Below are 25,235 nucleotides of genomic sequence, written 5' to 3'. Positions count from 1 at the left end.
GCGACGGCACGCCGTTCATTGCGCGGCTGTCTCGCGCAGCGCGACATCGGCGACCGGGGCGCCGGTCAGGTCGACCAATTCGCGCGGCGACAGGTTGAAGACCGCATGCGGATGCCCGGCCGCGGCCCACAGGCTGTCGAGCGCGAGCAGGTCTTCGTCGATCAGCGTGACGGGCTCGACGGCATGCCCGATGGGGCACACGCCGCCGATCGCGTAGCCGGTCTTCTCGCGCACGAACTTCGCGTCGGCGCGGGCGAGTGCGCCGACGCGCGCCGCGATTTTCGCTTCATCGACGCGATTCGCGCCGCTCGCGATGACGAGCACGGGCGCATCGTCTTCGCGGCGGCGAAAAAGAATCGACTTGGCGATTTGCGCGATGGAGCAGTCGAGCCCGGCCGCCGCTTCGGCCGACGTCTTGCCGGTCTCCGGCAACATCACGACCGGATGCGGATGGCCGCGTTCCTGCAACAGCAGCGCGACGCGGCGCGCGGAATCGGGCAGGGCTTCGACAGGAGTCGGTTCGATCATGGTGTTCCCCTTCTGGACGCCGCTTAGACGCAGACTTCGCCGCTCTTCTTCTTCGCGAGCAACGCGCGGCCCGCGCGCGAGGCGCTCGGCTTGCCGATTGCGCGCGAAATGAAGTCGCCGATCTGAACGAGTTCATCGAGATTCACGCCCGTTTCGATGCCGAGTCCGTCCATCAGATACACGACGTCTTCGGTCGCAACGTTTCCGGTCGCGCCTTTCGCATACGGACAGCCGCCGAGCCCCGCCACCGACGCATGGAAAATCTCGATGCCTTCGAGCAGCGCCGCATAAATGTTGCCGATGGCCTGGCCGTAGGTATCGTGAAAATGGCCGGACAGACGCTCGCGCGGGAACACCTTCGACGCCGCCGCGACCACTTCGCGCGTGCGCTTCGGCGTGGCGACGCCGATGGTATCGGCGATATCGATCTCGTCGCAGCCGAGCGCCTTCATCCGCTCGATCACGTCCACGACCGACGCCACGCTCACTTCGCCCTGATACGGACAGCCGAGCGCGCACGAGATGCTCGCGCGCAGCCGCATGCCGGCGTCCTTCGCGGCTTTCGCAACCGGCTCGAAACGCGCGATGCTCTCCGCGATGCTGCAGTTGATGTTCTTCTGCGAGAACGCCTCGCTCGCCGCGCCGAAGATCACGACTTCGTCGGCTTTGGCTTCGAGCGCGCCTTCGAAGCCGCGCATGTTCGGCGTGAGCACGGAGTAGATGGTGCCCGGACGGCGCTCGATGCCCGCCATCACCGCGGCGGCGTCGGCCATTTGCGGCACCCACTTGGCCGATACGAACGACGTCGCCTCGACATTCACGATGCCCGCACGCGCGAGCCGGTTCACGAGTTCGATCTTGGTTTCCGTGGCGACGAATTCCTTCTCGTTCTGCAGACCGTCGCGCGGCGCGACCTCGACGATTTTCACTTTGGCGGGAAGCATGGCTGTCTCCTGTCTCCTTCGTATAGGCCGGCGCGATTCAATAACCGCGCTTGAAATCCACGATGCCGCTGATCGCTTCGCCGCGCGCGAGCGCCTTGATCTTCGCGGCGATCTGCACGACGCTCTCCTCGCGTAACGTCTCCGCCGAGATGTGCGGCGTGATGCCGATGCGCGGATGCCGCCAGAACGGATGATCGCGCGGCAGCGGCTCGGTATGAAACACGTCGAGCATCGCGCGGGCGAGTTGGCCGCTGTCGAGTGCGGCGAGCAGATCGGCATCGACCAGATGCGGGCCGCGCGCCACATTCACCAGATATGCGCCGCGCGCGAGCTTGCCGAACGCGCGAGCGTTCAGGATACCTTCGGTATCCGGCGTATGCGGCAGCAGGTTGATGAGCACCTTCGCGTTTTCGAGGAACGCGTCGAACTGCGCGGGACCGGCGAAAAAAACCTCGACGCCTGCGATGTCCTTCGGCGTGCGGCTATAGCCGCGCACCGGCACGCCAAGCAGGACGAGCGAACGCGCCACTTCCGCGCCGAGCACGCCCAGACCCAGCACGCCGACCGTGAAGGTCTTACGCGCATGTTGCGGCAGCTTCTGCCAGCGGCCTTCGCGTTGCAGAGCTTCGTATTCGTCGAAGCGGCGCATGAAGCGCAGCACCGCGTAGTTCGCGTATTCGGCCATCTGCTGCGCCATGCCGGTGTCTTCCAGCCGCACGAGCACGGCGTTGGGCGGCAGGGTGCCGGGCTCCTTGCGCTCGACATCGAGAATGGCATCGACGCCCGCGCCGAGATTGAACACCGCCTTTAGATCCGGCCGATTCGCGAACAGCTCGCGCGGCGCGCGCCACACGACCGCATAGTCGGCGGGCGCGGTGTCGCCCGGCTGCCAGACGCGCACGTCGGCTTGCGGCAGTTCGCGGGCGAAGTCGCCAAGCCACGCGTCCGTGTCCGTGTTCTCTTCGTGGAAGATGATTTTCATGCGGCTCATTTCGCGAACAACTGGCCGATGTCGTTGAATGCCTTGAATTCGAGCGCGTTGCCGCAGGGATCGAGGAAGAACATCGTGGCCTGCTCGCCGACTTCGCCCTTGAAGCGGATATGCGGCTCGATGATGAACTTCGTCCCCACGCCTTTCAGGCGCTCGGCGAGCGCGTGCCAGTCGCTCATCGAAAGCACGACGCCGAAGTGGCGCACCGGCACGGCGTCGCCATCGACGGCGTTCTTTGGGGCGGGACGCGCCTCGTCGGGCGAAAGGTGCGCGACCAGTTGATGCCCGAAGAAATCGAAATCGACCCAGTCGGGCGAACTGCGGCCTTCGGGGCAGCCGAGCAACTCGCCGTAGAACGCGCGGGCGTTCTCGAGGCTCGTGACGGGAAAGGCCAGGTGAAACGGCTGCAGCGTGCGTTGCGTCCTGGAATGGTCCGCGTGCTCGAAGCGGCCGGCGGATTCATCGGGTAGATCGGACATGGTGCCTCCCTGTGACGATTCGGATCATTTTACGGTGACGGCGCGCCCGGCGCGCGGCTTCGAATAACCAAATGACGATTGAATCGTTCGCGGCGGCGCTGCATCACGCGAGAATGAAGCCTGAATCGAAAGCAGCCGAGGCACGCATGAACATGAACGACGAACCCTTGCGGCGGCCCGTGCTCGTGACCGTGCCGGGACTGCATGGCAGCGAAGGCGCGCACTGGCAGAGCTGGCTGGAGCGGCAATACGTGGACGCGTCGCGCGTCGAGCAGGCCGACTGGGACGCGCCGCATCTCGACGAGTGGGCGCGCGCTGTCGAAACGCGGCTCGATGCCTTGCAGCGGCCCGTCGTGCTGGCCGCGCACAGCTTCGGCTGTCTCGCGGTCGCCCATGCGTTCAGGCGAGCGCGCAGCCGTGCGCTCAACCGCGTGAGCGGCGTACTGCTGGTCGCGCCGGCGAGCCCTGACAAGTTCAGGCTCGCGGGGTATTTCGAGCCAGCGCGCCTTGCCGTGCCGTCGGTTCTCGTCGGCAGCGAAACGGACCCGTGGATGCCCGTCGACCGGGCGCGCGACCTCGCGCAGCATCTCGGCAGCGCGTTCGTGAATTTCGGCGATGCCGGGCACATCAACACGGCGGCGGGCTTCGGTCCGTGGCCGCACGCGAAGTATCTCGTCGATACGCTCGCGCATTACGCGCCGCGCGAAGCGAACGGCGAGCGCGAGCGGTTGCAGCGTGAACATGCGTATGGCTGATGCTTCTCCGCGCATTCGATAACATAGATGGCCGCCTCCGAGCGGCCTTTCGCTTTTGATGACGGGGAGACTCATGGCGGCATTCAGGCAAGTCGCGCTCGCGACATTGATCATGGCGACGGGCGTCGCGCACGCGGACACCACGCTGCTCAACGTCTCTTACGACGTGACGCGCGAGCTATACAAGGACATCGACGCGGCGTTCGTCGCGGACTACAAGAAGCGCACGGGCGAGACCGTGTCAGTGAGACAGTCGCATGGGGCGTCGAGTGCGCAGGCGTTGTCCGTGATGCAGGGCTTGCAGGCGGATGTCGTGACGATGAACCAGCCGAACGACATCGACCTGCTCGCCGAGCGCGGACAGCTCGTGCCGGCCAACTGGCGCACGCGCCTGCCGAACGGCAGCGCGCCGTACACGACGACGATGGTGTTTCTCGTGCGCCACGGCAATCCGAAACACATCAAGGACTGGAGCGATCTCGCGCGGCCCGGCGTGCAGGCGATCATCGCGAATCCGAAGACATCGGGCAACGGACGCTACACGTATCTCGCGGCGTGGGGCTACAAGAAGCAGCAGGGCGCGACCGATGCGCAGGCGCAGGACTTCGAGAAAGCCATTTTCGCGAACGTGCCGGTGCTCGACACGGGCGGGCGCGGCGCGACGACGACGTTCACGCAGCGCGGCATCGGCGACGTGCTCGTGACGTTCGAGAACGAAGTGGGATTGATCGAAACCGGCGCGGGCGCGAAGGATTTTGACGCGGTGTATCCGTCGTCGAGCTTGCTGGCGGAGCCGCCGGTGTCCATCGTCGACAAGGTGGTGGACAAGCGCGGCACGCGCAAGCAAGCGCAGGCGTATCTCGACTTCCTATACGGCCCGCAAGCGCAGGAGATCATCGCGCAGCACCACTTGCGGCCGCGCAACGCGGACGTGCTCGCGAAGCATGCAAGCGAGTTCAAGCCGCTGAAGACGTTTACGGTGGAGCAGGTGTTCGGGAGTTGGCAGAAGGCGCAGCAAACGCATTTTGCCGATGGGGGGACGTTTGATCAGGTGGTGGCGGAGAAGAAGTGAGATCGGCGCGCGGCCGGCAATCGACTCAGCGAGGCTGACGAAGCAAGGGCTGGCTTACCTTTTAACGCCCGCATCAAGGGGACTGCGCGTCGCTCATTGCACATCTTCAATGATCCGAGTTCGGCAGTCCTCAAGCGACCTATTGTCGTAGTGCTCTATCCCATACGCGTACTTGCACAACACAGCAAGGTCGCTTCGAACTTGAGGCGATAACCGGTTGACGGGCGATGGATCACCTTCATTCGCGAAAGGGTTGATGAACGCTCTCTCGCGCGTCAGGCCTTTCTTGATGAAGTAGACGGCGTGTTCCTCGTGATCGATTGACGAGTAGTAGTAGCCGACGCCCAAGTAAAACCAGAGCGATAGCAATGCGGCAACGCCGAGGAGCACGGTTGCCACCTTTCTTCTCTTCATGAGCCGTTCGCTTGCGGCGCAGATAGCGATAGTTCTGTGCGTAGCAGCTTGACCACGTCCATTCCGAGGTTGCCTGGGCATGCTCGTCCCTTATGCGTTGCAAGCTGTTGATACTCTCGATGGCCGCCTAACCGCTCGATATGGAAGAAGTCCATGAGCACGCTACACAGCGCGCGGCACGCCGTAATCTGACGGTGTGTTGGCTCGTCGTGCCAAACTACAACTCGATCCGTGAGGATTCCGCCGATATTTTTGAGCTTGTTCGGAAGTGACAGGCGACTGTATTCCTGGTCGTACGCCTCCCCTGCCTGTACGAGATCGGCGAGAAGAACGATTCCCAACTTTCCGGTGTTATCGCCAGCAACGTGTTCGCCGGTGAACCTCACGTCTCGGGCCTCGTAGATTTCGCCCTGGCACGATATCGCATAGTGATACCCTGCATCGTCGAACGGCGGGCTCCTTCCCATATCCTCCGCCTGTACACGTTGCATCTGCTGAATGGAAGGCGAACCGCACGAGTAACTGCGGCCCGCGTGATGCAGCACGATGTCGTGATAGTCCCAATGACTCTCGCGCAACGCTCCTCTCGGCGGTTTCGCGTGCCATGCGGAACGCTCGATCAGAGGGTAGCCGCTGCGGGCCAGCGCGTTGATAACCGCCTTCCGAGTCGCGCCTTGATTGTTTACCGTAATTGCAGCGGCCGTGTCGCGGCTGTTGCCTGCGGCAGTATGCGCTGTCGTCCAATGGCTAATCTCATAGTCCGACGCCACTTCAGTCTCCTTGCACTGGAATCAGCTTGCGCTTGGGAGATGAAAACACGACGTGTAAATCAATACTTTGTGGACCGTCGGTTTCGACCATCGCGAAGCCATTCCCATCCGTCTTAGATGCGTGTTCGACGCCCGATACAACGGCGATGAAATTTTGGTGTCGCAAAGGAAGGCCGCTCGCACTGTCCCGCACGCAGAACCAAGCAGCGCATGTTGAGCGTTGTTTGTTTTGGCGCCCAGCGCTTTGGGCTGAACCTGCCGCGATCGCCGTAGCGCCGACCACGCCAAGGCTTTCTGCGAGATCGTCGTACCAAGCCTCTCCTGCGAGCCGCGCGAAGAGACGTGGATACTCGGCGCAGTCACAGACAACTACGTCATTGTCCAGAGCTATCTCGCTGCCGCCAATGGTCATGCGACGCGGACCCCCGTCTTTCGCGATGTAACCCGTGGTCCGGCAGACCGGACAGTAGGCAGACCCATTAATAAGTGCCGCTCGCGTTCCGGCATCGCCCAACGTAAAAAGCGGCCCTATGCCGGAGCAGATCTGGCCTCCATTACTCAACATGTCGCCGACGACAGCTATTCGGCGCATCATCAGAAGAGCTCGGACGACGATTCGTTCTGCTTGATTTGTGGCATGTATCGCGATCCTGTACCCAAACGCTTCGCGTCTTAAACGAAACCATCAGAATACGACAACAGCGAAAGGCCGCAAGTAAAGGTCGGTTGAGGTTTGTCGAAATCGTCAAACTGTGACGACATGGGGAAGTCCCGCCCGGTCACAGTCTTCAGCGTTTCGCCGAATAAGACCCGCGGGGCTCGCGACCATCGACGCAAGCCCCGCCATCAACGCTTATTCCCCGCAGTGCCGCGCCGCCGTATCCTGCGCCGCTTCCGCGCGCATCCCGAGCCGCTCGATGAGCTTCCGGTCCGCTTCCGCCTGCGGATTACTCGTCGTCAACAGTTGATCGCCGTAGAAGATCGAATTCGCGCCCGCCGCAAAGCAAAGCGCCTGCAACGCCTCGTCCATCTGTTCGCGACCCGCCGACAGACGCACCATCGCCTTCGGCATCGTGATGCGCGCCACCGCGATCGTGCGCACGAACTCGAAGGGATCGAGCGCCTCCGTGCCGGTCAGCGGCGTGCCCGCGACCTGCACGAGATTGTTGATCGGCACCGATTCCGGATACGGCTCCATGTTCGCGAGCTGCGAGATCAGCCCGGCGCGTTCGCGACGCGATTCGCCCATGCCCACGATCCCGCCGCAGCACACGTTGATACCCGCGTCGCGCACGTGCTCCAGCGTGTCGAGGCGATCCTGATACGTGCGCGTCGAGATGATCTGGCCGTAGAACTCCGGCGACGTGTCGAGGTTATGGTTGTAGTAATCGAGGCCCGCATCGCGCAGCGCCTGCGCCTGATGCGACTCCAGCATGCCGAGCGTCACGCACGTTTCGAGGCCCATCGCCTTCACGCCGCGAATCATTTCCTTGATCGGCTCCAGATGGCGGTCCTTCGGATTGCGCCACGCTGCGCCCATGCAGAAGCGCGTCGCGCCGTTGGCTTTCGCGGTTTCGGCGGCCTTCAGCACGGCATCGACTTCCATCAGCTTGTCGGCCTTCACGCCCGTTTCGTGATGCACGGACTGCGGGCAATACGCGCAATCTTCCTCGCAGCCGCCCGTCTTGATCGACAACAGCGTGGAAAGCTGCACGGCGTTCGGATCGAAATGCTCGCGATGCACGGTCTGCGCGCGATACAGCAAATCGTTGAACGGCAGTTCGTAGAGCGCGACGACATCCGCGACGCGCCAGCGCGCGGGCGCTTGCGTTTGCGCCGGCGTTTGCGGTTGTGCTTGAGCGTGTTGAGCGGTGCCGGCAGTGAGAGTCTGCGTCATGTGAGTTCAGTCCTTGAGATGAAGCGTGTCGAGCAGCGTGCGCACGTCGAGATCATCGGCGGCGAGCGCCGCATCGCGCGACGTGAGATGCGGGATCACGCCGAGGAGCGGCGCGGCGATGCGTTGTTTCAGCGTGGCGATGTTTTCTTCGGGATACAGCATATTCGGATCGACGCGATTGGCCACCCAGCCCGCAAGCGTCAGCCCGCGCGCAGCAATCGCTTCGGCGGTGAGCAGCGCATGGCTGATGCAGCCGAGCCGCATGCCGACGACGAGCACCACCGGCACGTTCAGCGCGACGGCGAGATCGGCGGTGTCGTGCGTTTCGTCGAGCGGCACGCGAAAGCCGCCGACGCCTTCCACCACGACGATATCGGCGAGCGTCGAAGCCTCACGATGCGCCTCCACGATGCGCCCGATATCCAGCGCGATGCCTTCGCGCGCGGCCGCGATATGCGGCGCGATCGGCTCGCGCATCATGAACGGCGTGCGCATGTCGGGCGGCAGCGCGACGGTCGCGGCGGCGTCCAGTTGGTCGGCGTCTTCGTTGTGCAGCACGCCGTCGCGCATGACGGCGCCCGAGGCGATCGGCTTCATCGCGGCGGCGCGAAGCCCGTGGTGCGCGAAGCCGTGCAGCAGCGCGCAGGAGACGAACGTCTTGCCGATCTCCGTATCGGTTCCGGCGACGAAAAGGGATAAAGCGGTCATAGCGTATTCAATGCGTGGTCGAGACGGTCGAGGTCTTCGCGGCTGTGCGCGGCGGAAAGCGATATGCGCAGGCGCGACGTGCCGGACGGCACCGTCGGCGGTCGAATGGCGGGCACCCAAAGGCCCTGCGCGTCGAGCGCGGCGGCAATGGCGAGCGTCTCGTCGTTGCCGCCGATCACGAGCGGCTGCACCGCTGTCTCCGAATCCACCGGAAGCCAGCGCGTGCGCCTGAGCATGGCGCGCGTAGTGTCGATCAAAGACGCGAGATGCCCGCGGCGCGCGTCGCCTTCATCGCCGGCAATGATTTTGATGCTGGCCGACACCGCATGCGCGACCGCAGGCGGCGCGGCCGTCGTGAAGATATACGGACGCGCGCGCTGCACGAGCCATTCGATGACCGTGGCGTGTGCCGCGACGAACGCGCCCGCGACGCCCGCCGCCTTGCCGAGCGTGCCGACATAGACGAGATGCGGCGAGTGCAGCGCGAAGTGCGCAAGCGCGCCGCGACCTTGCGGGCCGAGCACGCCGAAGCCGTGAGCATCGTCGACGACGAGCCACGCCCCGTACTTCTCCGCCAGCTCGACGAGACGCGCGAGCGGCGCAATGTCGCCGTCCATGCTGAAGACCGTGTCGGTGACGATGAGTTTCGTCGCGGTCTCGTCGCGCGAGGCGTCCAGCATCGCGTCGAGCGCAGCCACGTCCGCATGGGGATAAATCTGCGTCTGCGCGCGGGAAAGCCGCACGCCGTCGATCAGCGACGCGTGATTCAGCGCGTCCGAGAACACGAGCGTGCCGCGCCCGGCCAGCGTCGTGAGCACGGCGAGATTCGCCATGTAGCCGGTGCTGAAGTAGAGCGCGCGCGGGTCGTCGACGAAGCCGCCCGAGAATGCGGCCAGATCGTCTTCGAGTTGAGCATGGGCGCGCGAATGGCCGCCCAGCAAATGCGAACCTCCGCTGCCCGCGCCGTAAAGCGCAGCGCCTTCGGCGAGCGCCGCGCGGATCGCTTCGTGCGCGGCCAGGCCGAGATAATCGTTGCTCGCGAAGCCGATCATCGCGCGGCCATCGACGGTCATGTGCGCCGAATTCGCCCCGTCGATGATCCTGCGACGGCGGCGCAAATCGCGTGCATCGATATCGGCGAGACCTTCGTTCAGCGTGTCGAAAAGCGCCTGCGTGGTGTCGTTCATGCGGCGCACTCCGCGAGCGTGGCGTCGAGCGTATCCAGCGTGCGCTGCGCGAGCAACGCGAGTTCGTCGTCGGAGAGAATGTACGGCGGCATCATGTACACCGTCTTGCCGATGGGGCGCATCAGCAGTTCGCGCTGCAACGCGTTCGCGAAGAAGCGCCGCGAGAACGCGCGGTCTTCGGTATCGACATCGAACGCGAAGATCGTGCCGCGCTCGCGGAAGTTGCGCGTGCGCGCGTGCTTCGCGAGCGGCTGCGACGCTTCGCGCAGTAGCGCCGATTTGCGGCGATTTTCGGCGAGCACGTTCGCGCTTTCGAACAAGTCGAGCGTCGCGAGCGCGGCGCGGCACGCGAGCGGATTGCCAGTGTACGAATGCGAATGCAGGAAGCCGCGCGTGAGGTCGTCGTCGTAGAAGGCGGCGTAGATTTCATCGCGCGTGAGCACGAGCGAAAGGGGCAGATAGCCGCCGCTGATGCCCTTCGAAAGGCATACCAAGTCCGGCCATATGCCTGCCTGCTCGCACGCGAAGAAGGTGCCGGTGCGCCCGCAGCCGACCGCGATTTCATCCGCGATCAGGTGCACGTCGAACTCGTCGCAGAGCGCGCGCAGGCGCGTGAGATACGACGCGTCATACATCGCCATGCCTGCCGCGCACTGCACGAGCGGCTCGACGATCACGGCGGCGAGATGCGTCGCGCGTTCGGCGAAGAGCGCGCGCATCGCGTCGATCGCTTGGTCCACGCCCGCAGCCGGCGACGCGACCACATGCGCATGACGAATCAGCGGATCGTATGCGTCCTTGAACAGCGCGACGTCCGTCACGCCGAGCGCGCCGACGGTTTCGCCGTGATAGCTGTTCGCGAGACAGACGAACTCGCGCTTCTCGCTCTGGCCGCGATTACGCCAGAAGTGAAAGCTCATTTTCAGCGCGATCTCGACCGCCGACGCGCCATCCGATGCGAAGAACGCGTGGCCGAGCGTCTGTTGCGTGAGCGCGGAAAGGCGCTCGGCCAGTTCGACGGCGCTCGCGTGTGTGCAGCCCGCGAGCATCGCGTGTTCCAGCGTGTCGAGTTGATCTTTGAGCGCGCGGTTGATGTCGGGATTCGCGTGGCCGAAAAGATTGACCCACCACGAACTGATGGCGTCGAGATAGCGGTTGCCCGCCGGATCGTAGAGCCACGCGCCCTGGCCGCGTGCAATGGGCACGAGCGGCATGCGCTCGTGATGCTTCATCTGGGTACACGGGTGCCACACGGCGGCGAGCGAACGCGCGACCCAGTCTTGATTGGCTTCTGTGTTCAAAACGGCTCCCAGGCCCGCGCGAGCGCGAACCGGTACATCGGGCAGGCGCGGCGGCCTGCGCTTTTCAAGGAAACTGCGCGAGACTGTCGCGCGCTGCAATTATCCCGAAATTGAGCGCGGCCTTCGCTTTTCGCCCACGTTTTGGACAATAGAGCCGCGCGCATCCGACGTGCGAAAACACACTTCGGCGCACAACGTCGCTGAACGCGACGCTTAAAAGAGGCATTGCCGCCGCAAGATGCAAAAACGCCGGCGCAGCGGCCGGCGTGTCTGGCGGTGTCGAGTGCGCGTGTTCAGCGCGAAGCCGTCTGCGTGTCGGCGGACTTGTCCTTCCAGACCACCGCGTTATCGACCGCGTACAGCCTGCACGGGTCGCTGCTCTGCTTCTGACAACCGGCAATGGCCACGGCCATCGGATCGTCGCCGCCTTCCGCCCATGACCACGCGCCCGAGTCCGACACGGCGAACGCGCGGCTCGAATACTGGTTCAGGAAATTGCGATACCCGGCGCGGCCGTTTTCATCGACGAACGGGACAGACTGCACCGCGTCGAGGCTCGCGAAATCTGTCGCGTTCGGCGCGTGCGGCTCGGCGACCTGATACTGCACGGTGGTCGGCATGCCGATTTGCGCGAGAAACGCCTTCACGCGCGGCCACCAGACCTGCACGCCGTCGCGATCGCCGACGAGCCGGTGTGCGTCGTTCTTGTAGTTGCCGAAGTCGATCATGTTCGCGCGCGCGCCGTGCGAGACGAACGCGGCATACATCTGCGATGACAGATCGCCTTGCCAGACCGAATCGTTATCGCCGTAGAGCCACAGCGACGGCAGGCGCACGTTTTCGCCGTAAGCGCCGAAGGCATCGACGAGATTCTTCTGCCAGCCCGCGCATTCGTCCTGACGCAAGCCGCCCGAGAAATTGATGAGACCGCGCACGCCCGGCGCGGACAGCGCATCGCGCGCGCCGTAAGCGATGGTCGTCAGCCCGCCGTGCGACGTGCCCGCCACCACGATATGCGTCTTGTCGATGTATGGCTGCGCGCTCATGTACTCGACAGTGGCGGCGACATCGCGCGCCTGCGCAAAGCCGTTCGCTTCGACGTTGCAGCCGTGGCCCGCGTAGTCGCCGCCGGAGCCTGCGAAGCCGCGGCGGTTCGGCACCACCACGACATAGCCGTGGCGCACGAACTCACGCGCGAGCGCGACCGGCCGGTTGCGCGGCTGGGCGTGCGAATCGCCGGGGAGCTTGCCGTGATTGAAGACGATCATCGGAAACGGACCCGCGCCGTCCGGCTTGAACACGGTGGTTTCGAGCGCGATGTCGTCTTCCGGCACGTCGATGACCGTTTCGTTCAGGCCGTTCGCGACCACCGGCAGGCGCGCGTCGAGCGCATCGGGAATCTGGCTGAAGACAGGTGCCGTGAGCCCTTCGGATTGGCGGATGCCGCCGATCGGTTCGGCGTGGACGACGGACGTGACAAGCGACGCCGCGAGCGAGCACGCCATGCTGCATCCGACCAACCAGGTTCTGATCGCCATCCGTGAACTCCGACCGCACTCATCGATATGTTGATATGACGCGGGCCCGGAAACGCCGGTTGAAGTCACAAGCTGGCCGCGCTGCTGATGATGAGCAGTATCGAATGCCGGGCTTTGGAGTCATGCCTCGATAAGGCATGACAAATGGCTTCAGACTGGAAAAAACGGGTTGCCGCATTTGGCCGGGCGCGAGAAATGACAGCGCCTGACGCAAACACAGATTACCCGCTCAAAATTGCACTGCACAATAAAGGAAACCCCGTAACCGCTTAACCTGAAAGGGAAACTTCAGGAAATTAATACCGCGTCATATTAAGCGAAGATTTACTTCTCGATGCTTCTTCCGTCGATATAAATCCAATGCCCATCAGCATTGCGCGTAAAACGGCTGGCTTCATGCAGACGATGCGCGCGCCCGCCGACCTTATACCGCGCGACGAATTCCACCTCTTCGTGATCGCCGTCGATCACCGTGTGGCGCTTGATCTGCAAGCCGAGCCAGCGGGTGCCGTCGCCGTAGGCGTCGAGATCCGGCGGGCAGTTTTTGGCGTCCCACGTCGCGCGCAGATAGGCGGTGTCGCCGAGCACATAGGCGCTGTAGCGCGAACGCATCAACTCCAAGGCGTTCGCCGGAAAAGCATGACCGTCGATGAAACGGCCGCAGCATTCTTCGTAGCGCGGTGCGCGCGTGTTCGGGCGCTGCGACATTGATGCGCCGCCGCAAGGACACTCCGCCGGCTTCATGCATCGACTCCCGGCATTTCGACATGGCCCGGCTGATTGCGCACGCGTTCCAGCCACGCGCGAATGGCCGGATAGCGCGACAGATCGAGCCCCGCTTCGTCCGCCACGTGCGTGTAGGCGTACAGCGCGATGTCGGCCACCGTGTACCGCTCGCCGACGAAGAACGTGCGCGTCGCAAGATGCTGCTCCATCACGTCGAGCGCGCGATACGAACCGGCGGTCTTCTCGGGCAGACGCGGATCGTCCGGCTGCTTGAGGAACTCGCGGATAAAGCGCGCCACCGCCACATACGGCTCGTGGCTGTACTGCTCGAAGAACATCCATTGGAGCACTTGCGCGCGTTCGAGGCGATCGTCGGGCAGCAGCGCGGAGCCTTCGGCCAGATAGCAGAGAATCGCGTCGGATTCGCAAAGCGTCGTCGTTTCGTCGATGACGAGCACCGGCACCTTGCCGTTCGCGTTCAGCTTGCGGAAGGCGTCGGTGCGCGTGGCGCCGTGCATCATGTCTACCTCGTGCCAGACATAGGGCAGGTTCAGTTGTTCGAGCGCGCGCCGCACCTTGTAGCAGTTGCCGGACGCTGCCACGCCATGCACGTGATAAGTCACTTCGCGTTTCTCATGTTTGTCGCCGCGCTTACCAGTCGAGCCGCGTGCCGTCGTACTGAATGAAGCGGCCGTTGTAGTCGTCGTGCAGTGCGTGCGCTTCTGCGATGATTGCGCGCATACCGGTGACGCTGCGCGCGACGTCGATGGCCGCGGACGGTCCGCCCATCTCCGTGCGCACCCAGCCGGGGTGCAGAGCAATGCACGCCGAATGCCGCGATTGCAAGGACGCCACCTTCAGCGCCGAGTTGAGCGCCGCCTTGCTCGCGCGATACAGCCAGCCGGTCGTGCCGCTCGCCTCGCTAATGCTGCCCATCTTGCTCGATACGACAGCGAGCACGCCATGCGCGGCGTCGGTGAGCGGCAGCAGCACGGGTATCAGTTGCATCGGACCGCGCACGTTGGCGTGCATGACGTGATCGAAATCTTCGGCGCCGATCGTCTCGACGCCTTCGGTACGCGGGCCGTAGACGCCGGACACGATGATCGCCGCATCGAGCCGCTCCTCGTCGAGCTGCCACGCGAGCGCGGCAATCTGCTCGGGCTGCGTGACATCGAGCGAGAACGTCTGCGCGCCGAGCGCGTCGAGCGCGGATAGCGCGGCTTTATCGCGGGCAGTGGCGAGCACGCGCCAGCCGTCGCGGGCATATTGACGCACGAATTCGTGGCCGATGCCGCGAGACGCGCCGAGAATCAGAGCGGTTTTCATCAGTCGTCCTTGGTTGTCTGTCTCAAACCAGTTCGATACCCATCGCCGTCGCCTCTCCGCCGCCGATGCACAGCGTCGCCACGCCGCGCTTGCCGCCGCGCGCACGCAATGCGCCGATCAACGTCACGAGAATGCGCGCGCCCGACGCGCCGATCGGATGCCCGAGCGCGCACGCGCCGCCGTTCACGTTGACCTTGTCGTGCGGCAGATCGTGCTCGCGCATCGCGGCCATCGTCACGACGGCGAAGGCTTCGTTGATCTCGTACAAATCGACATTGTTCGCGCGCCAGCCGTTCTTCTCGAAGAGCTTGCGAATGGCGCCGACGGGCGCGGTCGTGAAGAGCGCGGGCTGCTGCGCGAACGTGCTGTGTCCGACGACACGCGCAATGGGCGTCGCGCCGAGGCGCTTCGCGGTGGATTCGCGCATCATCACGAGCGCGGCTGCGCCATCCGATATCGACGACGAATTCGCCGCCGTCACGGTGCCGTCCTTCGCGAAGGCCGGTTTCAGCGACGGAATCTTCTCGATATTCGCCTTGAACGGCTGCTCGTCGCGGTCGATGACGGTATCGCCTTTCCTGCCCGCCACCGTCACCGGCGCGATTTCCCACGCGAACGCACCGTCTTCGTTCGCGCGTTGCGCGCGGCGCAGCGATTCCACGGCGAACGCATCCTGCGATTCGCGCGAGAATTCATACGACGACGCGCACTGCTCCGCGAACGTACCCATCAGACGGCCCTTTTCGTAGGCGTCTTCGAGGCCGTCCAGGAACATGTGATCCAGCACTTGCCCATGACCCATGCGCATTCCGCCGCGCGCCTTCGGCAGCAGATACGGCGCGTTCGTCATGCTCTCCATGCCGCCCGCGACGATCACATCCGCCGAGCCCGCGAGCAAGATGTCGTGCGCGAACATCGCGGCGCGCATCCCGGAACCGCACATCTTGTTGATGGTCGTGCAACCGGTGGACAGCGGCAAGCCCGCGCCGAGCGCAGCCTGTCGCGCGGGCGCCTGGCCTTGCCCTGCCGGAAGCACGCAGCCCATGATGGCTTCGTCGATCTGCTCAGGTGTAAGCCCCGCGCGTTCCACCGCCGCGCGAATCGCGGCCGCGCCCAGTTGCGGTGCCGTCAGCGCGGCGAAATCGCCCTGAAACGCGGCCATCGGCGTGCGCGCGGCCGAAACGATGACCACCGGATCGTTCTGTGTCTCACTCATGTTTTAGCTCCTGAATGACGCCCTGAATGACTGCGGGAACATCGCCGAGGCGCGCCGCGTCGGACGCGATCACGTCGTTCTCCGCTGCATGTGCGCCGTCGCGCTTCAACGCGGCGAGGCACGCCTGATACGTCGAATCCACTCTTTCCTGCTCGCTGATCATCATGCCGAGGTTGCGCAGGCGGCCATCGTGAACGCCGTAGGTCCAGCCATGCACGGTCAGCGCCTGCCCGCGCGACCAGGCGTCGTTGACGACGGTGGTCCGGCAGACGTTGAGCGTCTGCTCGATGGTATTCAGCTCGACCAGCCGGCGATGCCGCGCTTCGCCCATCGGCCATTCGTCGAGCAAGGCGGCGTGCTTTTCGCGCACGTCCTCGACATGGCGCAGCCAGTTGTCCGCGAGGCCCACGCGCCGCCCGACGAGCGCCGCCCCTACGCCCGAGCAACCGTAATGGCCGACGACCATAATGTGCTTGACCTTCAGGAGATCGACGGCGAACTGGATGACGGAAAGACAGTTGAGGTCCGAGTGCACGACCACGTTCGCGATATTCCGATGCACGAACACTTCGCCCGGCGGCAAGCCGATGATCTGGTTCGCGGGCACGCGCGAGTCCGAACAGCCGATCCACAGATACTCCGGCGCCTGCTGATGGGCGAGGCGCTCGAAGAACTCGGCGTCTTCCGCGAGCTTGCGCGTGACCCAGGTCTGATTGTTCTCGAAAAGATGAACGAGGGGATGGGCGGCTTCGTTGATTCGGTCAGTCATGTCGTGTTCGTGTTTCTTGTTTCGATTGGCGCGCGCATTAAGCGGCGCGCGCCGGTGCCTTATCGAATCGCTCCGGATAGCGGATGCAAAAGCGAATGGCACGGTCGTAAGGGAAAAAATCGGCGAGTTCGCCTTGCAGCAATTGTTCCTTGTGACGCTGCCACAAAGCAGGGTCGAGGAGATCCGCATGATGGCGCATGAACGCTTCGCGCACGCGCGGATCGCCCAGCAGGAACGTGCCGTACGTTTCGGGAAAGATGTCGTGCGGCCCGACGGTATACCACGGTTCGCCGGAAAGCTCGTCTTCCTCGGTGCGCGGCGGCGGCACGCGGCGCACGTTGCAGTCCGTGAGGTACTCGATCTCGTCGTAGTCGTAGAACACCACGCGCCCGTGCCGCGTCACGCCGAAGTTCTTGTACAGCATGTCGCCGGGGAAGATGTTCGCCTGCATCAACTGCTTGATGGCGTCGCCGTATTCGCGAATGCCGTGGTCGATGTCGTCTGCTTGGCCGTTCGTCAGGAACAGATTGAGCGGCACCATGCGCCGTTCGATATACACGTGGCGGATCACCAGATTGTCGCCTTCGTATTCGATCATCGAGGGCGCTTCTTTCTCCAGTTCGCGGATGAGCGCGTGATCGAGGCGCGCAAGCGGCAGCGCGACGCTCGAATATTCGAGCGTATCGGCCATGCGCCCGAGCCGGTCATGCCGCTTCACGAGCTGATACTTGTCCTGAATCTTCTCGCGCGTGGTTTCCTTGGGCGGCGGGAACGCGTCCTTGATCAGCTTGAACACATAAGGGAACGACGGCAGCGTGAAGACGATCATCACGAGTCCCTTGATGCCCGGCGCGATGATGAACTGATCGCTCGAATGCTTCAGATGATGCAGCAGGTCGCGGTAAAACAGATTCTTGCCCTGCTTTTGCAGGCCCAGCGACGTGTAGATTTCCGCGTTCGGCTTGGCCGGCATGATGGTGCGCAGAAAGTTCACGTATGCGGACGGCACTTCCATATCCACCAGAAAATACGAGTGCGCGAAGCTGAAGATGATGAGCAGTTGCTGACGTTCGGTCAGCACGGTGTCGAGCGCGAGAAGCCCGCGCTGCGTATGGCGAATGGCGATGGCGAACGGCAGCAGCGAATCGCCGTGAATGATGCGCCCGATGATATACGCGGCCTTGTTGCGGAAGAACAGCGACGAGAGCACGTGAATCTGGAAGTTCGGCGCAGGCGCGAAATCGCCGAACGCGTCATGCAGCGATTGCATCACGCACTGCACGTCGCGCGCTAAATCCTCGAACGGCGGCTCGAGCTGAAAGTTCGTGACGATGCGCGCAAGCGTCGCGGCGAGGCCGTCGGTGTCCGGATAATACGCGCGATACGTCGGCTTCGCGGCGGGCTCGTCGTTCTCGATATATTCGGTCGAGATAGCCGGGCGCACGAAGATGAAATCGTTGTTGAAGTACGAGCGATGCAGAATCTTGCAGCACACCGAATTAAAGAACGTCTCGGCGCATTCCGGCTGCCGATGCGTCGTCAACAACCCGATGTAATGCAGCTTGATCTGCTGCCAGACGCCGTCGTCGATATGCTCGGCATCGTATTCGTCCTCTAGCCGCGCCACGCATTCCGCCACGCGCTCGTCATACGACGCAATGCGCTCGCGAGCCAGCCGCGCCAATGCATGCCAGTCGCCGCGCTCGAAAAGCGGCTTCGCTTCGATGGCGGCATCGCAAAACACGCGGTAATGGCGGTCGAACCCATCGAGCAGCGTCTCTGCGACATCGAAGCCGATCTGCGACGAAAGCAGCTTGGGGAAGTGGTTCATGTCGGCGTGCGCGGGTCGTGGGTCGAGGGTCAGGTCACATCATGCGGCTTTCGCTCTGCGGGCGCGCTTGTCCATGCCGGCTGCGAGCAGCGCGCGGCCTTCCTTTTCGTAGGCGGCGAGTTCGGCAAGCGTCGTGTTGATGTCCTCCAGCTGTCGTTCGAGCACTTGCCGATGCGCCGCGATGGTATCGACGAATCCGCGCAATTGCGCGGTCGTGCCGGTAGGCGAATCGTAAAGGTCCAGCAGCGTGCGAATTTCCGAGAGCGTGAAGCCGAGCCGCTTGCCGCGCAAGGTCAGCTTCAGCCGCGTGCGATCCCGCGATGAATACACGCGCCGCAAGCCGTTCGCGCCTTCTCGCCGCGGCGCGAGAAGACCCTGATCTTCGTAAAAACGGATGGCGCGCGGCGTGATGTCGAACTCGCGCGCCAGTTCGGTGATCGTGAAATGGGTGGGCTGAGTCATCGGAAAAGCGCGGCGCGCAAGCGCATGCAACGTTAGAATGACGTTTACGTTATCGTCAACTTCGCCTGATTGCAACGGCGGCGCAAACCCTCAGAGCCACGACCGATGAATGCACTCGAACATCAGCTCGACTATGTCTTTGCCGACGAATTGCCTGCACCCGGCGGCGCGAAGGAAGTGGCGCCGGGCGTCTACTGGCTGCGCATGCCGCTGCCGTTCGCGCTCGATCACATCAACCTGTGGCTTCTGCGCGATGAAATCGACGGCGTGAAGGGCTGGACGGTTATCGATTGCGGCATCGCGAACGAGGGCATTCGCGCCAACTGGGAACGCGTGTTCGACACGGTGCTCGACGGTCAGCCGGTGCTGCGAGTGATCGTCACGCATTGCCATCCGGATCATCTCGGGCTCGCGGACTGGATCTGTCAGGGCGGCGACAAGAAGCGCTGGAACGTGCGGCTGTGGATCTCGCTCGGCGAATACGCGATGGGCCGCGTGATGGCTGCGGGCGACGGCTCGAACGCGGGCGGCGAGCGCGCGGCGCAGCACTTCGCGGCGCACGGCCTGACGGACGCTGCATCGCTCGATGCGCTGAAGAAACGCGACAGCTATTACCCGACGCTCGTGCCTTCGATGCCGCGCGAATTCCGCCGTATCCGCGACGGCGACCGGCTGCGCATCGGTGCGCGCGAGTGGGAAGTGGTGACGGGCTACGGCCATTCGCCGGAACATGCCGCGCTCTACTGCGCGACCGACGCGCTGCTCATTTCCGGCGACATGGTGCTGCCGCGCATCTCGACGAACGTGTCGGTGTTCGCCATTGAGCCGGAAGGCAATCCGCTCGCGCTGTATCTGGAATCGCTCGCGCGCTACGAGACCATGCCCGCCGGCGTGCTCGCGTTGCCCTCGCACGGCAAGCCGTTTCGCGGTGTGCACACGCGAATCGCGCAGCTTCGCGAACATCATCGGGCGCGGCTTGCGGAAGTGCGCGAGGCGTGCGCTGCGAAGCCGTGCAGCGCCGCCGATATCGTGCCGATCATGTTCAGGCGCGCACTCGATATTCATCAGATGACGTTCGCGCTCGGCGAGGCGCTCGCACATCTCAATCTGCTGTGGCTCGACGGCACGCTCGCGTGCCGGACCGGCGATGACGGCGTGATCCGCTTCTCGCCGGCCTGAGCCTTCGCGCTGAACGCTTTACTGCACTGAGACCACGCCGAAGTTCTGCCGCCCGAACGGACTCACGTTATAGCCGCTGACGTTCGCGCGCGCGAGCGCGGCGGCGGTCGGATAGACGAGCGGAATCCACAGCGCCTGATCGTGGATGATCTTCTGCGCATCCACATACGCCTTCGTGCGCCTGGCGACATCGGGCGTCGCCTTGCCGTCCGCAATGAGCTTGTCCAGTTGCGCGTCGCAGAAGCGCGCGAAGTTGATGCCCGACTTCACCGCGTTGCAGCTAAAGAGCGGCGACAGATAGTTGTCGGGGTCTCCATTGTCGCCGGCCCAGCCCATGAACAGCATGTCGTGCTGGCCTTGCTTCGCTTCCTTGATCAGCTCGCCCCATTCGATCACTTTCACCTGCGCCTTAACGCCGATCTTCGCGAGATCGGCTTGCAGCAATTCCGCGCCCGCCTTCGGGTTAGGGTTCAGCACGCTGCCGTTCGGGCGCACCCAGATGGTCGTGTCGAAGCCGTTCGGAAAGCCCGCGTCGGCGAGCAGCTTCTTCGCGCGGTCCGCGGAATACGGATACGCCTGCACGTTTTTGTCGTAGCTCCACGTATTCGGCGGATACGGATTGACGGCGGCCGTCGCGGTGTTGTCGAAGACCGTCTTCATGTACGTCGTGCGGTCGAACGCCATGTTCAGCGCCTGACGCACCTTCGGGTTGTCGAGCGGCTTCTTCTGCGTGTTGAGCGCGACGAACGCCGTCATGAACGCAGGCGTTTCGCTGACTTTGAGCGACGTGTCCTTCTTCGCGTCGAGCACGTCCTGCGGCTTCGGCGAAAGCGCGATCTGGCATTCGCCGGCCTTGATCTTCTGCGCGCGCACGGTGGCGTCCGGGGTGATCGCGTAGATGAGACGGTCGATTTTCGGCTTCGCGCCCCAGTACGTCGGATTGACGTCATAGCGGATGACGGCATCCTTCGTATAGCTCTTCAGCACGAACGGACCCGTGCCGATGGGCTTGCTGTTCAGATCCACCTGCTTGTTCGCCTTCAGCAACTGATCCGCATATTCCGCCGAATAGATGGACGCGAAGCCCATCGTGAGAATCGGCACGAAGGTGGCGTTCGGCTCGTTCAGTTCGAACTTGACGGTGTTGTTATCCACTTTCGACACGCTCTTGATCAGCTTGACGAGGCCCATCGACTGCGCGTGCGGAAAGCCGCTCGCGCCCGCCACCTTGTGCCACGGATTGCTCTCGGAAAGCATGCGCTCGAACGTGAAGACGACATCGTCGGCATTCAGCGGGCGCGTCGGCTTGAAGTAGTCGGTGCTCTGGAACTGCACGTTCGGCCGGAGATGAAACGTGTAGGTCAGGCCATCGCTCGATACGTCCCACTTCTGCGCCAGCGACGGCGCCACTTTCTTCGCTGCTTCGTCATAGGAGACGAGCGTGTTGAAAACGACGTCCGCCGATGCGTTCGTCGTGACGAGCGAATTGAACTGCACGACGTCGAAGCCGTCCGGGCTCGATTCCGTGCAGACGGTGAGGGGCTTGGACTGCGCGAGCATGGGCGCGGCCATGGCGAAGGCAGCGAGAAGGGCAGGCAAGCGTTTCATGCGCATGGGTTCTCCGGTCGACAGGCGCGCGCGCTTTCGCGCACCCCGTGAATCACATCGTTCGTTCTTGTTGCTCGATGGTTGCAGTCGCGCGATGCCGAGCAAGCACCGCGCCCGCGCGCGTAGCTTAGCGAACGCGCGTGAGCACGACAACGAACGGTTGCGCATACCCATATGCCCGCGCATGGCGCATCGGCTTGCCGAATGCCACGCGTCACGCTACACTGCCCCGGTCTTTGGGGAGTAGCCTTCCTTCCGCTTGCGAAGGAGAACGCGTCAACATCCTCGGCTCTGCTGCCGTGGCGCGTTCGACCGGTCCGGTTTGGCGAGACCACTGATGCGCTATGTCGTTCTCGGTCGGACGGCGCGTGGCGCATCATGGTTCGCTGACGTCCGACCGTGGAATTATCGTGTCCCCACAACTACAAGACTTCATTCGCTTACGCGCCGACAGTGTCTGCGTGCCGCGTCGTACCATGCGAGGTGCCGCATGACGATGCTTTTCCTCGAACTCGCGTTGATGCTCGCGATCATTCTGATCGCATCGGAGCTGTTCACTAACGCGCTCGAGCATCTCGGCGAACGGCTCGGTATTTCGGAAGGCGTGACCGGCTCGCTCTTCGCGGCGGTCGGCACGGCATTGCCGGAAACGACGGTACCGATTATCGCGCTCCTCGGCGGCACGGCCAGCCGCGCGGTCAACGAAGAGATCGGCGTCGGCGCCATTCTCGGCGCACCGCTGATGCTCGCGACGCTCTCCACGTTCCTAATGACGCTCGCCATCGTGAAGTCGCGCGGCTTGCGCGGCGTGATCGAGCCCGAACGCAGCGGCTTCACGCGCGACCTCAACTTCTTCCTGTTCGCATTTCTGATCGCGGCCGGTGCGATGTTCGTGCCGCATCACGCATGGCAAGTGCGCGCGCTCTTCGCGGCGGGACTCGTCGCGTTGTACGTGATCTATGTGATTGCGACGTTCAGGGCATCGGCGAATCTCGTCGAGAGCGGACACGGCACCGAAGCGCCCGAGACGCTCTTCATTTCCCGCGTGGGATTGAAGACGAATCTCGGCTCGATCATGCTGCAATTTCTGATCGGCATCGTGTTGCTCGTCGGCGGCGCGAAAGGCTTCATCCACGGCGTCGAGGGCGTTTCTGAGGCGCTGGGCGTCTCGGCGCTGCTGCTGTCGCTCATCATCATTCCGATCGCGACGGAGTTGCCGGAGAAGGTCAACAGCATTCTCTGGGCGCGTCGCGGCAAGGACACGCTCGCGTTCGGCAACATCACCGGCGCGATGGTGTTTCAAGGCACGTTGCTGCCGTCCATCGGCATCATGCTGACGCCGTGGGAGCCGCGCGTGGAAGTGCTGACCGGCGTGCTCATCACGCTCGCGGCGGCGGCGTGGCTGCGTTTCAATGCGAGGGGGAAGGGTGTCGCGCTGTGGGCGCTGTTGGGCAACGGCGTGCTGTATGCGGCGTATCTGACGCTGACGCTCGGACGGTGAAAACAAAAATGCCCGCGCGAGGCGGGCATCGAGAGCGAAGCTGCGTCATGACATCGACGCGTCGTTGTTGTTGTTAGTCTCTATAACGGCGCGAAAAAGCGGAACTTTAGAACCGCGCGGCCTGATGGTAGCGGCTTGCGGCTTTCGCTCCGTCCATCGCGCGCCGATACGTCGCTGCGAGCGTCGTCTGTGCCGTCTGCGCACGTGCGGTGACGGCCTCGATGCTCGCCTGAATCTTGCCAACGACGGCGAGCGCGTCTTCCGGCTGATCGGCCGTTAGCGCCATCACGAGCGGAGCCCGCGCTGCGTCGATTTCGGCGGCGCGCGCCCAGTCTTGCGCCTGCGCGGCCGCTTCGATCGCCTCGGTGAGGGCCCACGCGCGCTGGATGATCTCGTGCTGTTGCATGACGCTGTCCTTACGACTTGTTGGTTGCCAGCGCGCCTGCGCTGTTGGTGCCGCCGAAGAGCGCAGTCAGATAGCTGCCCTGCGTCGCCATTTGGGACATCAGTGTGTTGAGCGCCGTGAACTGCGCGTTGTACGACGTCGTCAATTGCTGCGTGTAAGTGGTCAACTGCGTCTGCTGATCCGCGATGCTCGACAGGTCGGCATTGAGCGCGGTCGTGCGCGTGTCGATGACGCCGCCCGTCTGCAGGAACGACGTCAGGCTGGTGTTCAACTGCGCGGCCACGCCGTCGGTCGAGTTGAAGAGCGAAGCCACGCGGCCGGTGTTGTTCGTGAGCGCATTGGTGAGCGCGTCTTCATCGGTCTTGAGCGAACCGTCGGGCTGCAGCGCGATGCCGATGGACGCCAGGTTGACCTGACTCGTACCGGTTCCGATAGCTTTGCTGATCGTGCTCGCGATCGTGTTCTTGATCGTGTTCATCATCGAGTCGCCGAGCAGCGCGCCGCCTTGCGAGCCTGCCGCCTGCGTCGAATCGAACGAAGTCAGCGACGAAACCGTGCTGACGTAGTTGTTGTACGCCGTGACGAACGCGTCGATGGTCGTCTTCTGGCCGCTGACGTCCTGACCGATCGTGAGCGTCTGCGACGTGCCGACCGCGTCCGACGTGAGCGTCATGTTCACGCCCGTGATCGCATTGTTGACCGAATTGGTCGCGCTCGAAACCGCCGTGCCCGCGATGGTCAGATTGGCGTCCTGGCCCGCCGTGTTCTGCGTCCAGTTGGTCGACCCGCCGATGGAGGTCTGCGCGGGCGTGGAGATCGTCTTGGTCGAATCGTTGGGATCGGTCGTCGTGCTGGCGGCCACGGTCGTCGTGGTGACTGCCAGCTTGTTGATCGACGACGTGCTGTCGTCTGCATTGACCGCGACGTTGATGCCGTTGGCCAAACCCGTCGACGAGGAGCGCAGCACGAGGTGCGCGCCGTCCGTGCCGTTGACGATGGTCGCCGTGACGCCCGGATTGTCCGACGCCGAGTTGATCGCCGAGGCGATGCCCGATAGCGTGTCGTTGGTGCTGTCGATCTTGATGGTGCTGCTCTTGCCGTTGACACTCAACGTCAACGAGCCGGTGCCGAGCGTATCGGTCGACTGGAAGGCGCCCGACGTGATGGACTGCGACGCCGCGATGTTCTGCACGCTCACGGCGTAGCTGCCCGTCACCGCGCCGGTCGCCGCGGTGGCCGAAAGCCCCTTGCCGCTGGCGGTGGCCGTGAACTGGGAGAGCGTGGTGCCGTTCGCGAGATTCGCGAGCGAACTTTGCAGCAACGAGAGAATCGACTTCAGCGTGCCGATGGCGGTGAGCTGCGTGTTATCGGTCGTTTTCTTGTTGTTGAGCGCGTCCGTCTGGCCTGCGACCTTCGAGTTGACGATCGCGCTCACGAGCGAGTTGACATCCATCGTCGAGTTCGTGGAGCCGCTGATGATGGACTGCGCCGCCTGCTGGACGGCGCTCGTCGGATCGACAGTGGAACCCGTTGTCGTGGCTACGGTGGTCATGTGTACTCCGGTGCTTACGTGTTCGCGATCGTTCGAATTGGGCGGGAGTCGTCATCTCCCGGAAATGCGCAC

General features: G+C 63.7%; 26 protein-coding genes and 1 riboswitch. Of the genes, 4 read left to right on the top strand and 22 right to left on the bottom strand.

Features of this window, described 5'->3' with window-relative positions; translation table 11 throughout:
• Nucleotides 1-15 precede the first annotated feature (15 nt).
• The 4 genes from P9239_RS17390 to P9239_RS17375 are packed head-to-tail and all read right to left on the bottom strand — an operon-like array spanning nt 16 to nt 2,942.
• Nucleotides 16-528 (bottom strand): YbaK/EbsC family protein, encoded by a 513-nt coding sequence (locus P9239_RS17390; RefSeq protein ID WP_309753064.1) that lies wholly within the window; start codon nt 526-528, stop codon nt 16-18.
• A 23-nt stretch (nt 529-551) separates the two neighbouring features.
• Entirely contained in the window at nt 552-1,472 is a 921-nt protein-coding gene (locus tag P9239_RS17385) for a hydroxymethylglutaryl-CoA lyase (protein ID WP_309753062.1), read from the bottom strand.
• Between the two features lie 37 nt (nt 1,473-1,509).
• A complete protein-coding gene (locus tag P9239_RS17380) occupies nt 1,510-2,454 on the bottom strand; it encodes a glyoxylate/hydroxypyruvate reductase A (RefSeq protein WP_309753060.1) in 945 nt (314 codons plus the stop codon).
• Nucleotides 2,455-2,459: 5 nt separating this feature from the next.
• Entirely contained in the window at nt 2,460-2,942 is a 483-nt protein-coding gene (locus P9239_RS17375) for a VOC family protein (RefSeq protein WP_309753058.1), read from the bottom strand.
• A 146-nt stretch (nt 2,943-3,088) separates the two neighbouring features.
• Here P9239_RS17375 and P9239_RS17370 point away from each other — a divergent pair, with 146 nt between their 5' ends.
• Nucleotides 3,089-3,697, top strand: a complete 609-nt coding sequence (locus P9239_RS17370; RefSeq protein ID WP_309754124.1) for an alpha/beta hydrolase — start codon at nt 3,089-3,091, stop codon at nt 3,695-3,697.
• Between the two features lie 73 nt (nt 3,698-3,770).
• Nucleotides 3,771-4,769 carry a sulfate ABC transporter substrate-binding protein gene (locus P9239_RS17365; protein ID WP_309753056.1) on the top strand — a complete coding sequence of 333 codons (999 nt, stop codon included), beginning with the start codon at nt 3,771-3,773 and terminating at the stop codon, nt 4,767-4,769.
• 93 nt (nt 4,770-4,862) lie between these two features.
• On the opposite strand, the gene P9239_RS17360 is transcribed toward P9239_RS17365, so the two are convergent.
• From P9239_RS17360 to P9239_RS17290, 15 genes are all read right to left on the bottom strand, one after another.
• Nucleotides 4,863-5,183, bottom strand: a complete 321-nt coding sequence (locus P9239_RS17360; protein ID WP_309753054.1) for a hypothetical protein — start codon at nt 5,181-5,183, stop codon at nt 4,863-4,865.
• Nucleotides 5,180-5,953, bottom strand: a complete 774-nt coding sequence (locus P9239_RS17355; protein ID WP_309753052.1) for an N-acetylmuramoyl-L-alanine amidase — start codon at nt 5,951-5,953, stop codon at nt 5,180-5,182. The genes P9239_RS17360 and P9239_RS17355 overlap by 4 nt, the downstream gene beginning before the upstream one ends.
• 1 nt (nt 5,954) lies before the next feature.
• Complete coding sequence (locus tag P9239_RS17350; RefSeq protein WP_309754122.1) at nt 5,955-6,518, bottom strand: PAAR domain-containing protein; 564 nt, start codon at nt 6,516-6,518, stop codon at nt 5,955-5,957.
• Between the two features lie 288 nt (nt 6,519-6,806).
• Nucleotides 6,807-7,850 carry a biotin synthase BioB gene (gene bioB / locus P9239_RS17345; protein ID WP_309753050.1) on the bottom strand — a complete coding sequence of 348 codons (1,044 nt, stop codon included), beginning with the start codon at nt 7,848-7,850 and terminating at the stop codon, nt 6,807-6,809.
• 6 nt (nt 7,851-7,856) lie between these two features.
• A complete protein-coding gene (gene bioD, locus P9239_RS17340; protein WP_309753048.1) occupies nt 7,857-8,558 on the bottom strand; it encodes a dethiobiotin synthase in 702 nt (233 codons plus the stop codon).
• Complete coding sequence (bioF, locus tag P9239_RS17335; RefSeq protein WP_309753046.1) at nt 8,555-9,745, bottom strand: 8-amino-7-oxononanoate synthase; 1,191 nt, start codon at nt 9,743-9,745, stop codon at nt 8,555-8,557. Before bioF ends, bioD begins: the two co-directional genes overlap by 4 nt.
• Nucleotides 9,742-11,046 carry an adenosylmethionine--8-amino-7-oxononanoate transaminase gene (locus P9239_RS17330; protein WP_309753044.1) on the bottom strand — a complete coding sequence of 435 codons (1,305 nt, stop codon included), beginning with the start codon at nt 11,044-11,046 and terminating at the stop codon, nt 9,742-9,744. Before P9239_RS17330 ends, bioF begins: the two co-directional genes overlap by 4 nt.
• A 293-nt stretch (nt 11,047-11,339) precedes the next feature.
• Nucleotides 11,340-12,584 (bottom strand): prolyl oligopeptidase family serine peptidase, encoded by a 1,245-nt coding sequence (locus tag P9239_RS17325; protein ID WP_309753042.1) that lies wholly within the window; start codon nt 12,582-12,584, stop codon nt 11,340-11,342.
• Nucleotides 12,585-12,908: 324 nt separating this feature from the next.
• Nucleotides 12,909-13,328 carry a YchJ family protein gene (locus P9239_RS17320; protein ID WP_309753040.1) on the bottom strand — a complete coding sequence of 140 codons (420 nt, stop codon included), beginning with the start codon at nt 13,326-13,328 and terminating at the stop codon, nt 12,909-12,911.
• Nucleotides 13,325-13,933, bottom strand: coding sequence for a glutathione S-transferase family protein (locus P9239_RS17315; protein WP_309753037.1), 609 nt, complete (start codon nt 13,931-13,933; stop codon nt 13,325-13,327). The genes P9239_RS17320 and P9239_RS17315 overlap by 4 nt, the downstream gene beginning before the upstream one ends.
• 28 nt (nt 13,934-13,961) lie before the next feature.
• A complete protein-coding gene (locus P9239_RS17310; RefSeq protein WP_309753035.1) occupies nt 13,962-14,639 on the bottom strand; it encodes an SDR family oxidoreductase in 678 nt (225 codons plus the stop codon).
• A 22-nt stretch (nt 14,640-14,661) separates the two neighbouring features.
• A complete protein-coding gene (locus P9239_RS17305; protein ID WP_309753033.1) occupies nt 14,662-15,855 on the bottom strand; it encodes an acetyl-CoA C-acetyltransferase in 1,194 nt (397 codons plus the stop codon).
• On the bottom strand, nt 15,848-16,612 hold the full coding sequence (gene can, locus P9239_RS17300; RefSeq protein WP_309754119.1) for a carbonate dehydratase: 765 nt from the start codon (nt 16,610-16,612) through the stop codon (nt 15,848-15,850). Before can ends, P9239_RS17305 begins: the two co-directional genes overlap by 8 nt.
• A gap of 49 nt (nt 16,613-16,661) precedes the next feature.
• Nucleotides 16,662-18,455: a bifunctional isocitrate dehydrogenase kinase/phosphatase gene (gene aceK / locus P9239_RS17295; RefSeq protein ID WP_309753029.1), complete on the bottom strand. Its 1,794-nt coding sequence runs from the start codon at nt 18,453-18,455 to the stop codon at nt 16,662-16,664.
• Nucleotides 18,456-18,494: 39 nt separating this feature from the next.
• Nucleotides 18,495-18,917 (bottom strand): MerR family DNA-binding transcriptional regulator, encoded by a 423-nt coding sequence (locus P9239_RS17290; protein ID WP_250532817.1) that lies wholly within the window; start codon nt 18,915-18,917, stop codon nt 18,495-18,497.
• A 105-nt stretch (nt 18,918-19,022) separates the two neighbouring features.
• Between P9239_RS17290 and P9239_RS17285 the strand changes: the two genes are divergently transcribed.
• Entirely contained in the window at nt 19,023-20,096 is a 1,074-nt protein-coding gene (locus P9239_RS17285; RefSeq protein WP_309753025.1) for an MBL fold metallo-hydrolase, read from the top strand.
• A gap of 18 nt (nt 20,097-20,114) precedes the next feature.
• Here P9239_RS17285 and P9239_RS17280 read toward each other — a convergent pair whose 3' ends face one another.
• Nucleotides 20,115-21,710 (bottom strand): ABC transporter substrate-binding protein, encoded by a 1,596-nt coding sequence (locus P9239_RS17280; protein ID WP_404979994.1) that lies wholly within the window; start codon nt 21,708-21,710, stop codon nt 20,115-20,117.
• 220 nt (nt 21,711-21,930) lie between these two features.
• A riboswitch (yybP-ykoY riboswitch) is annotated at nt 21,931-22,099 on the top strand.
• Between the two features lie 95 nt (nt 22,100-22,194).
• On the opposite strand from P9239_RS17280, the gene P9239_RS17275 reads away from it, so the two are divergent.
• Nucleotides 22,195-23,205: a sodium:calcium antiporter gene (locus tag P9239_RS17275; protein ID WP_309753023.1), complete on the top strand. Its 1,011-nt coding sequence runs from the start codon at nt 22,195-22,197 to the stop codon at nt 23,203-23,205.
• A 106-nt stretch (nt 23,206-23,311) separates the two neighbouring features.
• Here P9239_RS17275 and P9239_RS17270 read toward each other — a convergent pair whose 3' ends face one another.
• Complete coding sequence (locus P9239_RS17270) at nt 23,312-23,611, bottom strand: flagellar protein FliT (RefSeq protein ID WP_309753022.1); 300 nt, start codon at nt 23,609-23,611, stop codon at nt 23,312-23,314.
• A 10-nt stretch (nt 23,612-23,621) separates the two neighbouring features.
• A complete protein-coding gene (gene fliD, locus P9239_RS17265) occupies nt 23,622-25,163 on the bottom strand; it encodes a flagellar filament capping protein FliD (RefSeq protein WP_309753020.1) in 1,542 nt (513 codons plus the stop codon).
• Nucleotides 25,164-25,235 lie beyond the last annotated feature (72 nt).

The sequence above is a fragment of the Caballeronia sp. LZ062 genome (assembly GCF_031450785.1).
In the GTDB taxonomy this organism is placed as follows: Bacteria; Pseudomonadota; Gammaproteobacteria; order Burkholderiales; family Burkholderiaceae; genus Caballeronia.
Note: the sequence above shows the minus strand (reverse complement) of the source record. Positions and strands in the feature narration are given on the sequence as shown.